The sequence below is a fragment of the Sporomusa malonica genome (assembly GCF_900176355.1).
GTDB lineage: Bacteria > Bacillota > Negativicutes > Sporomusales > Sporomusaceae > Sporomusa > Sporomusa malonica.
Window position 1 is genome coordinate 1 of the sequence record NZ_FWXI01000043.1, and the last position, 13,497, is coordinate 13,497.

The window sequence follows — 13,497 nt, forward strand, 5'->3', positions numbered from 1 at the left end:
AGCGGCACAGCGACACTAAAGTCTGGAAACGATACCAATATTATTGGCTCCCAGGTCAAAGGCGAAAAAGTTGTGGCCGATATAGGTGGCAATCTTAATATTGAAAGTCAGCAGGACAGCGACACCTTTAGAGCGAAGAATCAGAGTGCAGGGATTGGTTTTGGTACCGGAAAAATAAGTGGTACTCATGGTTCTATCGGTAAAGGGAAAACCAACTCCGAATACAACAGCGTTGTTGAACAGGCTGGTATCTACGCCGGAAAAGATGGTTTTGACATCACGGTAGAAAAGAACACTGACCTTAAGGGTGCGGTCATTTCCAGTGAGGCTCCCGCAGTTAAGAATGCTTTAAAAACCGGTACAATAACCTTCTCGAATCTGGAGAATAGAGCCAAGTATCAGGCGAGTAGTAGTGGAGTTGGCTACGCAGCAGGTAAGGACGCTAATGGCAAGGAGGTAGCTAAAAAAGACCTAGGTTTAACTCCAAATATTGGTGTAACAGCCTCAGGAGAAGATAGCAGTACTACAAAATCAGCAATATCTCCAGGAACGATCGAAGTACGAAGCAATCCGAACCAAGATTTAAGTGGGTTAAGTCGTGATCCAGCAAGAGCAATCAATGCTTTAGGTAAGATTTTTGATAAGAAGACTGTACAAGAACAACAGGAATTAGCCCAATTGTTTGGCGAAGTAGCCTATAAAGCAATAGGTGATTTAGCAGCTTCTTATCAAAAAGAAGCTAAGAATAAGTACTCTGATTCAACAGAAAAATTTACTGCTGCCCAAGAGGCGCTAAATTCTGGTAATATTGAATTAGCTAAGCAGCTATATCAAGAAGGCACGAATTTAAAAAACGAGGCTGATGCACTCTCAAGTAAATGGAGTGAAGGCGGCTCGGCTAAAGTTGCTCTTAACGTAATGGCTGGAGGTTTAATGGCTAATCTCGGTGGTGGTAGTTTTGCTTCCGGGGCAACAGGAGCCGCGGTGAACGAAGCAGTTCAAAGCGAATTGGCCAAAATTAAAGACACTGCTGCCCATCAGTGGGCTAGTGCTATTATAGGGGCTGCTGCGGCAAGTGTGGTCGGAGGTAATTCTCAAACCGGTGCGTCTACTGCAGTGAGTGGAACAAAGAATAATACACTCGATCCTGATCACGAACATAGTCAAAGACAATTACAAGACAAACAAGAAGAGAATCAGCAACAATATGACCAATTAACTGGTGATCTAAATAATTCAGTAGCCAATGGTAACCAAAATTTAGTAGACAGCGGGAAGTCTTCCCCTGATCTACTTAAAGAACTAGGTAACAGGATAAATGCATTTAAGAACCAGCAACAGCAAGAGCAATTCGTTAGAGACGTGCAGACGGCTTCAGAAACCTTAAAGATGATGGGCAAATCCCAAGATGATCCTAATTATTACGCTTTACTACAGCAAGAAGTAGAAAGTTTGCAGGATGCACGTGAAGCCGTAGAAGGATTTACTAGCGGAATCAAAACGGTGACTGGTAAAATATTTACTGAGATTGCGGCTTTAAAGGGAGCGAGTAAAGCTGTTCCAACTTGGAGTGGCTCAGGGCCTGCTCCGGGCGTTCTTGGTGTAAACTCATCATCTCAATCAGTTGCAGCGATTAGAAATTACTATCCGAAAGAAGGCGCGATTGAGTTTGTATTTGATCCTAAAACAAACACATTTCTTGTGGGCGAAGGAAAACATGCTGCATTAGCAAATACAATAAATGCAGATACGACTACAGTAGTTGGTGGAATTTTTAGTCGTGGAGCTAATGGTCAAATACTTACAAACGAAGCAAGTGGACATTTCTGGAAAAATTGGACGCCAGCAGTAAGACAACAGTTCATGGAAGTGATGGAAAGCTACGGACTTCCAGCGGTTCATACAGTAGGCCAGTAGTAGATATTGAGGGGAGGTGTCTATGATTGATGCAAGGTCCATACTAAGCGCAATATCTTCAGATGTTAGCTGCAAAGAGTCTATTGTGCACGAATCTGGAGAGAAGGTAAAATGGTATCCAATATTAAAATGCGATCCTGCGGGACTCTTATTAGGTGTTGAGCAGGAAGGGAAATGGGTAGTTGAAGCCAAATCGTGCTTATATATTCTAAGTGAAGCAGGCTCATTTTGGCGGTTGGTCAGCCTATTAGAACAACCGCTGAATGATATTAGAAGTGAGGTAGCTGAGGTTTTTAATAAGTCTTTAGATGTTAGTACAAACATTGATGACATCTTTCCTTTTACTGATATAGTTAGATCAGGACTTGAGTTTGGGACGAAACATTGGGCTGAAAAGGCCTTTGAGTGGTACGATGAGTTGTTACCTGAAAAGAAACAACATTTAAGGGATTCTCTAACTAAGTTGGAGACCGCGAAATGGGCATCTCAAAAGTTGCGGCAAAAAGCGAAGAAAGAATTGAAACGAATGGATTTTTAGGATAGCATTTCTCGTTGCAGAACTCTGCCTAACTCACCGCAAAACGACGGAGACTAGAGGCAATGACACTGAAATCCTTCAATGTCATTGCCTCCTAAGAAATGTGGAACCCCGAAACAGACTACATAATGTAAATTCTGCAGCCAGCAAACTTAAATTGTTCTTTCGGCTGCATTACTTTTTGCGGGTTATGTAGTGGATCAACAAAACCGTATTCTGAACAAAGAAGGACAAGTTGTAGCATCTTGGTCTACTACAGTAGGCGGTTGGGTAGATAGTGCTGGAGACTTTATTGGAAATACAGTTGATTCTATAGTGCTGTGGGCAAAAGGAGATTCAGCTGGTAGCTTACAAAGGCAGGTTGAAAAAGGACAAGCGCCAAAAGAGGTAGATAGAGTAGATAAACCTCATGTCCCAGGACAAAAACCACATGTTCATTTTAACGATGGAACATCTCTAAATAATGACGGAACAATACATGATGCTCACAACGGAACGCCTAAACCAAGTAACAAAACAAAAGAATGGTTGAAAGATAATGGGTGGATAGTGGAGGAATAGTTGTGAAAGTATTTGGATATCAAAAAGATAGTGAAATTTTGATAGAGTTACAAGAGGTTACGTTTCAATCTGACATTAAAGAATTAGATAAGATAATCAAATTTTTACTAAATGTAAAAGAACAGCATAGTAAGGTTACTGTCAAGGAAGAATTGTGTCATTCGCATTTTCGTGATTGGGACATTGAATGGCAGGCTAATTCAACAGATATTATTGTTGTAACAACTTCTAATGATGAGTAACAATTGGAGAGACGAAAAACTGCCTTACTCTAAGTTCAACGTGAATTTGAAGGCAGTAAAGAGATGATTCGAAACAACTAAAAATCATTGAAAAATTAACCAAACAAAAACAAGGTCAGTGGACGTAAAAAAATCCACTGACCATTTTTTCTATCTCAGGTGTCGTCTAGAGAACGAACAACGATAAGGTACAATAAATTTCGCAAATTGAATTAAGGCAAAAAAGAGGACAAGTTTGCAGTCCAAAGGTAAAATGAAGTTACCACACACCATTTACCGAAAGGAGAACTGCAAACATGTCCAAGAAAATTATACAGTTGAATGAGGAAATCATCAAGGTAGAACTGAAAGAACTGGTGCGCAGCAGCGTAGAGGAAACATTAAATAATTTACTGGATCAGGAGGCCAAAGACCTGACTCAAGCGGCGAAATATGAGCGTACCGAGTCACGTCAGGGCTATCGGTCTGGTCACTACGACCGAAATCTGACAACTACCTCTGGAAATGTAACCCTCAAAGTCCCCAAACTCAAAGGAATCCCCTTCGAAACTGCTATCATTGAACGGTATCGCCGCCGGGAAAGCTCTGTAGAAGAAGCTCTCATTGAAATGTATCTAGCAGGCGTCTCTGTCCGACGGGTGGAGGATATTACCGAGGCATTATGGGGAAGCAAGGTATCTCCCTCCACTATCAGCGAGTTAAATAAAAAAGCCTATGTTCACATAGAAGAATGGAGAAACCGCCCCTTGCAGGGCCGGAAATATCCTTATATCTATGTGGATGGCATTTACCTACGTCGCAATTGGGGCGGTGAATATGAACACGTGAGCGTACTTGGAGCCATTGCAGTCAATGAAGATGGTTACCGTGAGGTTCTGGGGGCGGCAGAGGGTATGAAGGAGGATAAGGCCAGTTGGACTGAATTCTTTAAATGGCTGAAAAGCCGTGGCTTAACTGGCGTGAACTTGGTTATAGGAGACAAATGCCTGGGTATGTTGGAGTCGGTTTATGATGTGTTTCCAGAAGCCAAATACCAGCGGTGCACTGTCCATTTCTATCGGAATGTATTTTCGGTAGTACCTCGATCCAAAATTAAGCTAGTAGCTAAAATGCTCAAAGCAATTCATGCCCAGGAAAGCAAAGCTGCAGCCAAAGAGAAGGCTAAACAGGTCGTTCAAGCACTGAGAGAAATGAAGCTCAAAGAAGCTGCTGTTAAAATAGAAACTAGTATCAATGAAACGCTTACTTATACAGACTTCCCCTCCGAGCATTGGACGAGAATTCGCACCAACAATGTGATTGAGCGACTAAACCGAGAAATCAGGCGCAGGACAAGAGTAGTCGGTACTTTTCCCGACGGCCAATCTGCGCTCATGTTAGTCTGCGCCCGCCTCCGTCACGTTGCAGGTACCCAGTGGGGCAGCAAAAAGTATATGAATATGAAACACTTAGAAACTACCGGCCTTGAGTCGGATTTTAGTGCTGACTGATTTTACTTAATAAAGACTGCAAACTAATTTGCGAAATAATCTTGACGGTACCAATCAAATCTCGTCAATCAGAATGACTTCGATTCATTACTGCCACAAAACGGACAACTACCCCCATATCCATTACCAAAACAACTCAACATTACAAAATGATAAGCGCTAGCTTAGGCCTAAATGAATTTGTTTATAAACCGAAAACATCCCGAAGTCTATCTGCTGAAGGAAAGTTAGATGCATTGGTTGCTAAAAGATCTTCTGATAGCGATATAGTCTGTCCTGTAGGAAGCAGTAATCCGCTTGGTAATGCGGCGATTACTGCTTTTGCATTGTACATAACACTAAAAGCAAGCTTTACATCAGAATCCCAAGTAAGACGCGGATCATTTAACTTGTGGTTTAGGTAACTCTCTAAGCATAGCGACACTAACTCAAGATAGGTTGGTCGAGGTATCTTGTTGGAAGCTCTGATTGGAGTTGTGAATTTTGCTGCGAACGGCATAGTATCTATGAGTAAGAATTGCTTTTTGGCGAGTATATCGAGCGAAATCTGTCTGTTTTCTGCGTACGTTGCGAATGCTCCAGTGGGAGCGTTCCACCACGGGCCTGTACATTGATCGCCGTAAAAATAATTGGATGTCTCTTTAGAATTAGCAGGGGGAGCGGCTTCGCCGATTAAAAGATATTTAATCTGGACCTTTTTTGATTGAAGCCGATAGATATTTTCTTCCCATTTTTCTTCGGCAAAGCAATATAGTGCGTTTAGGTTTTCTAATTGAGGAGCGTAAACTCTTTTCGAAAATAACTCCGTGAGTAATTGGAGTTCTTTTGGATATTTTTCGGTTAGCAGCACTTATATTACCTCCATATGCCTAACAAAAACTGATTTCTTTCAGGGGTGGTTATGGTAAAGAATTGAAGTTAGGTTCTAAGTTACATAGTGTCTAGAACTACAATCCCACTAGTATGTCTAAATTACGCTTGTTTAATCATCATCGGCTTGACTTGTGGGGTCATTGCCCGGTTAGGCTTCCGGCAATTTTAAGGCTAATTGGTCTAATAAAATCCCGAGTATCACAAAAAGGCACTAAATCCTGTTTAAGACAATTTAATTAGATTCTGATTCATCCTTATTACTTTCGAACTTCTTTTTTGTATCAACATAATCGATCTTATTGTATGCAATTTGATCCTCCATGTTTTTCATCATTTCCCGTAACTTTTTCTGATAAAATCCGGTCAGGCCGAGCATGCGGTGGTCCATAAGAAAATTATTCTTCTCTATCCCCAGTTTATTATCATCACTTTGCTTTGCCTCATTTAACTTATCCGAATGATTAGCATCTTTTTTATCGCCTGCACTCTTTTTATCTTTGTCCTCGTCGTCAGAAGTCGAGCCAATCAAAACCTTCATATTTTTCCCAATGACTATATATGTATAAACCGTATCCCCAACTTTGACAGTAACGTATTTCCATCCTTGTGAATTTCCAGATGAATCCTGCTCTAACTGGGATTCAGTTCGTCCACACGAAGTCAAGTTATTCGATAATGATGAAAGCCCAGACAAATTCATGGTTGATTTCCATCTCCTTATAAGTAGTACATCTCTAGAATAAATATCGCTATTTTCCAAAAATTTCTTAAGTTCTCGTTTTTAGTATTCAAACCCATGAAGCTCCCTATAATCCGCGATGTGGGATGAATTCTTCCTCTTCTGGTAGTATCATTCGGTGATCCTGCTGGCGCAGTAAATGCTTTAGGTAAGATATTCGATAAGAAATAATTCAACTAAAACAGGAATAAGCGCGTCTTTTTTGTGAAGAAGCGTTTAGAGCTGTTGGAGATATTGCCAAGAAAATATTAGCTGGGTCTTAAGATATATGGAGGAGAACCGTTAAGGCAGAAAAAATATGGGTACTTTTAGTTACAATGTTCGGCAAAGTGTTTCTAATTTTAGCCTACATCAACTTATTTGTCATGATGTGGGAAATGCTGTCAGTTCTGATATAAATAAAAACACAGTCTGTCGAATGCAGTGCTGTATTTTTGCTGCAACTAACATTTTTTACAGTTATATTGTACAAAGTTTACTATTTAACATGTTACAAATCTCGGGAAATAGTGTAAAATTTAGTTTAATATAATAAATTTATAAAAAATTAGCATTTATGTAACGAAAAGGAGGATGAAACCTATATATGATTAGTACAATTTATCCTCAAATAAATGAAAAATTTTTTTTTATGGACAAAGAAATAATTATATTAAATGTATATAAAATTTTTCAATTAGCGCAAGTGAGATATGTATGTTCACAGACTAAATTTATGGTTGATATAAATGTACTAAGTCGGAGTCCTAATAAGATTAAATCAATTTCAATAAAAATTCTGGGTGAGGTATAGATAATGATTCTAGACTTTTTAGATGGATCCTTAGATGGTGATTCATGGGAAGAACTTTGTAATTCATGCTATCGTATGAAATATCAAGACGAACATTATACTGAAATACCGGCTATACACGGAGGTGATGCAGGTATTGAAGGATTTACACGTGCTGGTAGAGTTTATCAGTGTTATTGCCCTGAACGGGAATATACTGATGATGAATTGTATAACCACTTAAGAGATAAAATGACAGCAGATGTTAACAAATTAACTTCTACTAAATATGCGGTAAGATTAAAAGAGCTAGGGGTACCTCCAATTAAAGAGTGGCATTTTGTAATTCCTCAATACAAAGATTCAAGAATACTACAACATGCTGAAACAAAAAGAAGAGAAGTTATAAATTTGAAAAATTTACAGCCTGCTGATTATAGCTATATTGATGATGATTTTGTAATAGTCATAAAGCAGGCCGAGGATTTTAAAGTGGAAATTTCAAGAATAATTCGCAATACAATAACAGATACAAAACTAAACTTTGCAATTTATCATACTGCTGCTCCAGATTGGTCAAAATGTGATTCTGATAAAGCTAATAATATAAAAAGAAAGGTTAAAGCTGTTATGGGTAATGTTGATGAAACTGATGAAGATTATAATTCAGTAGTTAATACGTATATTGAGTCATATATTAAAGGACTTGAAATATTTAGGATACTACGAGTATCTTATACAGAAGTTTACGAGGATATCTATATGTTAGAACAAGCATATAAGAAACAAGTATCTCTAAAAACGAAAATGAATACCAATAGTTCTATTAACGCAATCTTATTTAATGAAATACTTGATGATTTTCAGAATAAATTAGAAAATCAATTTAAATATTTAACGACGGCATCTGTTATGGAATTGAAAATCGATTTAATTAGTGGTTGGCTTGCAGATTGTTCTATGCAATTTAAGAGTAGGTGAATTATGAAAAAGAATCTTCTTCTAACAGACGAAATACTCTTTGATGCTAAGCCAGATGCCGTACCGTATAATTACCGAATAAGCTACAAAATGGCGCAATTATGTTTAATTATTTCCATGTGCTGTGGGCGTGGAGGTTGTTCAATATTTAAATTACATATGATTTCTGTAGGCCTTTGTACTAAAGATGATATGGAAGAATTGGTTGCTTTTGCAGAAGATAGATTAACAAGTTATACATTAATTAGATTTGATCCAGCCGTTAATCGTGCAATTAAATATGCAATAACAGAATCATTAATCTTTCAACAGCAAAATGGATTATTTAGATTAACGGAAAAGGGAAAGAGTCTAGTAAAAAAAATCCATAATATAGAAGATTTAATGGTTAATGAAAAAAGTATTTTAACTAGTTTATCAAATAAATTGACAGAGGATAAAATCAAAGCGCTGATATCATATTGGAGGTATTCCAATGTTAAAAATTAATAGATTAAGAATAGAACTTAAGACAGAAAAAGGTATTTACGGAATAGATGAAAGTTTTGATTATGGATTAAATTTCATTGCCAGTAATGATAATACTTGTGGGAAAAGTTCAATTTTAGCTGCAATATATTATTGTTTCGGATTTGAAGAAATTATTGGTGGGCGTGGTGAAAAAGTTTTAACTTCAGTATATAAAACATCAATCGAAGATGGTGACTTAATTTTACCTGTATTAGAGTCAGGAGCATTTTTAGAGATTACAAATGGAGAAACTGTAATTACTGTTTTTAGAGCAGCGAAAATGCAAAATAGAGATAGCAAGCTAATATCAGTCTTTTTTTCTTCAATGGAGAATGTTGGACAACCAAATATTTTAGTTGACGATATGTATGTACATTTACCTAATTCTGCAACAAATAACAAAGGGTTTCATAACTTTTTAGAACATTTTTTGCATTTAGAATTACCCTTAGTGCCTGCGTCTGATGATGTAGCTAGAAAACTATATTTACAATTAATATTTTCATGTATGTTCATAGAGCAAAAACATGGATGGGCAGATATTTTTTCTGGTATGCCAATTTTAGGAATAAGAGAATCTAAAAAACGCGTTATAGAATTTATATTAAGCCTTGATACATTGGAGAACGAAAAGAAAAAAGAGCATTTGAGAAATTTAGAAAACCAAATTAACTCCAAATGGCGAGCTTTAGGTCAACTGCTTGAGGATTCCGCCAATAAGCAGTTGTGTAGTATTAATGCTTTACCACTTACGCCTAGAATTTTAAACGAAGCTGACTTATCAAGGATCAGTATTAATAAGGGAAATATTTCAATAGAAGATTATATTTCGTCTCTTCAAATAGAGTATAATAATTTAATGCAATTAACCCCAAAAATAGTTGATAATTTCGATCAAATTCAAGAAGAATTAAATGAAATTGAAAAGTCAATGACTACTTTTGAAAGAGATATCCGTCAATACATAGATATGACTGCAGCTGAAGATTTAAGTATCAAAAGTTTGATTAATAATCTTGAAATTATCAATAATGATATTCGTAATAACAAAGATGCTGCACGTCTTCGCAATTTAGGATCTGAACTGAACTGTCTTTCATCATTAGATATATATGCCCTGTTTGTAATCAGTCTATTCAAGATACATTATTGCCAAATCCTAATAATATAAGAATTATGAGCATAGATGAAAATATTCGTCATTTAGAAGCGCAAAAAGATATGCTTGAATTTGCGCTTAAAAGTCATGAAGAAAATAAGAAGGTTTTAAATCAAAATCTACAGGAATTAGAAAGTAAACTTTTTAAACTTAGGAGATTAGCTAAATCACTCAGAAATGATCTATATTCTACAAATGAAAATATCTCTGAATCAATTATTTATAAAAGGTTGACTATTGAATCCGAATTAAATAATCTCAATAGTTTAAAAAACAATATTATGACTCAGAAGATGGAACTTATGAAATTGTCTAAGCAATGGGAAGACTATTTAAAAGAAAAATCAACCTTGCCAAGTAATAAATTTACAGGTTTGGATATTAAAAAAATAGAATTGCTAAGATCTTATTTTGTAAACAATTTAAAACTCTATGGTTATAAAAGTGTTATTAACTTAAACACAGTTGAGATTTCTTTGGAATCTTATTTACCTGTAATAGAAGGGTTTGATATGAAATTTGATTCCTCCGCTAGTGACAATATACGAGCAATTTGGGCTTTCACGATGGCACTAATGCAAACATCATTTTCAATGCGAGGAAATCATCCTAGCATACTTTTGTTTGACGAGCCAGATCAACATAGCATAATTATTAATGATATGGAACAGTTATTTAAAAGTATCATAATCTTGGGACGTACTTGCCAAGTAATAATTGCTATAACTGTTAAAGATAGTGATACACGACAAGCCGTAGGAAGATTGTCTACTGATGCATATAAACTAATCAAGGTTCCAAACAAAGCATTTGCAAGATTAGAATGACAGCGATCTAACGATTGATGGAAATATCTTTGAAATAAAAGGAAGTTGTCCTAATAGAAAACTAGGGCAACAAAATTATCTAAATACTTAAATATTATTAAAGCTAATATCAAAATCGCGCTAGCAATAATGACAATTTGTCTTACGAGTGGGATTCTTCTTTTCTTATACCAGCATTTTCCTGGAGATTGAGCGTCACTTTCCCGGCAACCAAACCCACCGGCTCCGCACCCTGGATGCCAAATTAATCGCTGTCAAATCCACAGTATCATCAACGCCACCAGCTTTGATAAGCAATTCAAAAAGACAAAGTGACGGTTCGAAACCACTGAAAAAGTCAATAAATAAACAATCCTCCCTCTATTATGGTAAAATATAACTATAGATATTTGCCGGAATGGAGGGATTTGCTTTGCTTAGACATGTGCCGCACCAATTAAGCATATATAGCGTGCTCTATGACAAAATTCCTAACGACCATATTCTGAAGACTATCGCTGCCAATGTTGATTTTAGGTTCATTAACGATTTACTGAAAGATTCATATTGTAAGCACCTGGGGCGGCCTGCTAAAGAGCCTGAAATGCTAGCGAAGTTACTTATTTTGCAATATCTATATAACTTATCAGATGTCAAAGTCATTGAAGAAGCTAGACTAAACTTAGCCTATATGTGGTTTTTGGGACTAAATCCTGAAGATGATCTGCCAGAAGCCAGTCTACTTACCAAGTTTAGGAGACATCGATTAAAAGATACAAGTGTGGATGATATTATCCAGGAAGTGGTCCGGCAATGCGTAGAAAAAGGCATTGTTAAAGATATAGGCCTGAGCGTTGACGCCACTCATACCAACGCCAATACAATTAAAAAAGTTCCGGAAAGAATCATGAAGCACCTAGCTAGAAGAATCATAAGGGCTATTGAGGAAGAAAACGGAGAAATCCCCTCTGAACTCATTGGCGAAGTACCCAACTACAAGCTCATAGAGGACCACAACGAAGCGAAGCAAATTATGAAGACATATGTAGAAGACCTGATTAGTAAAGCCGAAAACAATGTAGATCTTTCCATTCTTCCCAACAGCCAAAGAATTGTTAACGAAGCAAAAGAAATATTACAAGATCCTAAATTTATTGCACAAAAGGGAATTCGTTCACTTGTAGATAAAGATGCCCGTGTAGGGTATAAGTCTCAAACAGACAGCTTTTACGGTTATAAAGTAGAATTTGCAATGCTCTCTAAAACGAGGATTATTACTGCGGTGTCAGTTGAAAGCGGCGCATATGTAGATGGCAGCAAATTTGATGAACTTTATACGCGAAGTAAAGCATGTGGATTGACCATCAAAGAGGTGTATGGAGATAAAGCTTATTTTCGAAAACCAATCTTAGATACCTTGCAAACAGACTCGGTGGAAGCCATCATTCCAGTAAACTTTTGTGTCTACAAAATAGATGAAAGTAGATTTACTTACAATAAAGACAGCGATCAGTGGTTTTGTGAAATGGGCAACAGCACGTGGAAGAAAGTGCACCAAAAATACAAAAATAAAAATGATGTTTATAAGTATCATTTTGATAAATTGCAATGTGCTCAGTGTCCCAAACTGCTCGAATGTGCTGGCCAGAACGTGAAGAAAAAAGTACTGAGCGTCAGTGAACATAATGCTCAATATTATGAACATAGTCAATTGGTTAAGACTAATCAGTTCAAGCTCAAGTACAAAAAACGAGCCAGTCATGAGTGGAAAAACGGGGAAATGAAGCGTTTCCACGGATTAGACCGTGCCCGAGGGTACGGTCTAAAAAGCATGTCAATGCAAGCCAAATTAACGGCCTTGGCCGTAAATCTTAAAAGGATAGCAGCACTAATATCCTTTTGTGGTCATAAATCCGGGAGGCAAATCGTCGATTTTCTAGTCTATCGCAGAATGACTATGCTACTTATGTAGATATACTAAAAAAAACAGGGATATATCAGTGGTTTCTGACGGTTCCTTTGTCTTCTTTGTCTTTTTCCTTTGTCTTTTTACAGCGGTTAACCCTGTTGCAACCAATGCCAACAGTGGCAATATCACAATTGCCGGAAGTAATATTTATAGCGACAGCGGCAAGATCTCAATTGACGCGGATAACGATGTTACTATCCAAGAAGTCAAAGAAAAACACGAATCTCTTGTACAAACCCATAAGAAGAAAAGTGGATTCTTGTCATCTAAAACAACAGACAAACTCGACTATTCCTTAGTCAACGAGGTCAAGGGCAGCACCATTTCGGGTGAATCTGTTGATATTAATTCAGGAAAAGATCTTACCGTTAAAGGAAGTAACGTTGTTGCCACAAACGATGTAACACTTCATGCTGAGAACGACGTAAGCATTACTTCTGCCCAGGAAACAGGACAAGACGAACACTACAAACGCGTGAAAAAATCCGGTCTCTTCAGCGGTGGCGGCCTCGGCTTCACGATCGGCAAGCAAACGACAACGACAACGACAACGACAACGCTGAACGAGCAAGTCAAGGCCGAAATAGGCAGCACGGTCGGCTCCATTACGGGTAACGTCAATATCACTGCTGGTAACAACGTTAAGAGCGAAGGTACCCTTATTGCTAGTGGTCAGGATACCAACATCATCGGTAAAAATGTGACCGTTGACAACACCACTAATACCTACGATAGCCAGTATAAGTATGAATTTAAGCAGAGTGGGCTGACTGTATCTTTAGGTGGAACTGCAATAGATGCAGGAAAGAGTCTCGCCGGCGACTTAAACCGAGCAGGCGAAGTCCAGCAGAAGACAAAGTGACGGTTCCTTTGTCTTGGCGAAAACTTCAATTACAGATATGCTGAAGAAGAGGGTGAAAAAATGCCAAGACAGCAGCGG

The 13,497-nt window shown here is 37.6% G+C and carries 13 protein-coding genes; 11 read left to right on the forward strand and 2 right to left on the reverse strand.

From position 1 onward, the window contains the following. The 5 genes from B9A22_RS24175 to B9A22_RS24195 all read left to right on the forward strand — a co-directional run. The coding region (locus tag B9A22_RS24175; RefSeq protein WP_176215680.1) for a polymorphic toxin type 43 domain-containing protein at positions 1-1,917 on the forward strand (1,917 nt) is incomplete at its 5' end. A 22-nt stretch (positions 1,918-1,939) separates the two neighbouring features. Continuing rightward, entirely contained in the window at positions 1,940-2,455 is a 516-nt protein-coding gene (locus B9A22_RS24180; protein WP_084578496.1) for a hypothetical protein, read from the forward strand. A gap of 195 nt (positions 2,456-2,650) precedes the next feature. After that, complete coding sequence (locus B9A22_RS24185; RefSeq protein ID WP_084578497.1) at positions 2,651-3,016, forward strand: hypothetical protein; 366 nt, start codon at positions 2,651-2,653, stop codon at positions 3,014-3,016. A gap of 2 nt (positions 3,017-3,018) precedes the next feature. Continuing rightward, positions 3,019-3,258 (forward strand): hypothetical protein, encoded by a 240-nt coding sequence (locus tag B9A22_RS24190; RefSeq protein ID WP_084578498.1) that lies wholly within the window; start codon positions 3,019-3,021, stop codon positions 3,256-3,258. Between the two features lie 296 nt (positions 3,259-3,554). After that, the gene (locus B9A22_RS24195; RefSeq protein ID WP_084578499.1) at positions 3,555-4,748 is read left to right on the forward strand and encodes an IS256 family transposase; all 1,194 of its coding nucleotides are present in this window, start codon (positions 3,555-3,557) and stop codon (positions 4,746-4,748) included. Positions 4,749-4,932: 184 nt separating this feature from the next. Here the strand turns inward: B9A22_RS24195 and B9A22_RS24200 are convergent, their stop codons facing one another. Next, on the reverse strand, positions 4,933-5,598 hold the full coding sequence (locus B9A22_RS24200) for a hypothetical protein (RefSeq protein ID WP_084578500.1): 666 nt from the start codon (positions 5,596-5,598) through the stop codon (positions 4,933-4,935). 255 nt (positions 5,599-5,853) lie between these two features. Then, positions 5,854-6,381, reverse strand: a complete 528-nt coding sequence (locus B9A22_RS24205; RefSeq protein WP_176215681.1) for a hypothetical protein — start codon at positions 6,379-6,381, stop codon at positions 5,854-5,856. A gap of 775 nt (positions 6,382-7,156) precedes the next feature. Here B9A22_RS24205 and B9A22_RS24215 point away from each other — a divergent pair. The 6 genes from B9A22_RS24215 (at position 7,157) to B9A22_RS24240 (ending at position 13,419) form a co-directional block, all read left to right on the forward strand. Further along, positions 7,157-8,113 carry a hypothetical protein gene (locus tag B9A22_RS24215; protein WP_084578503.1) on the forward strand — a complete coding sequence of 319 codons (957 nt, stop codon included), beginning with the start codon at positions 7,157-7,159 and terminating at the stop codon, positions 8,111-8,113. 3 nt (positions 8,114-8,116) lie between these two features. Then, positions 8,117-8,602, forward strand: a complete 486-nt coding sequence (locus tag B9A22_RS24220; protein WP_084578504.1) for a hypothetical protein — start codon at positions 8,117-8,119, stop codon at positions 8,600-8,602. Beyond that, on the forward strand, positions 8,589-9,794 hold the full coding sequence (locus B9A22_RS24225) for a hypothetical protein (protein WP_084578505.1): 1,206 nt from the start codon (positions 8,589-8,591) through the stop codon (positions 9,792-9,794). Before B9A22_RS24220 ends, B9A22_RS24225 begins: the two co-directional genes overlap by 14 nt. A gap of 5 nt (positions 9,795-9,799) precedes the next feature. After that, on the forward strand, positions 9,800-10,609 hold the full coding sequence (locus B9A22_RS24230; protein WP_084578506.1) for a hypothetical protein: 810 nt from the start codon (positions 9,800-9,802) through the stop codon (positions 10,607-10,609). Between the two features lie 412 nt (positions 10,610-11,021). Beyond that, positions 11,022-12,560 (forward strand): IS1182 family transposase, encoded by a 1,539-nt coding sequence (locus B9A22_RS24235; RefSeq protein ID WP_084578507.1) that lies wholly within the window; start codon positions 11,022-11,024, stop codon positions 12,558-12,560. A 28-nt stretch (positions 12,561-12,588) separates the two neighbouring features. Then, positions 12,589-13,419 carry a hemagglutinin repeat-containing protein gene (locus B9A22_RS24240; protein WP_176215682.1) on the forward strand — a complete coding sequence of 277 codons (831 nt, stop codon included), beginning with the start codon at positions 12,589-12,591 and terminating at the stop codon, positions 13,417-13,419. Positions 13,420-13,497 lie beyond the last annotated feature (78 nt).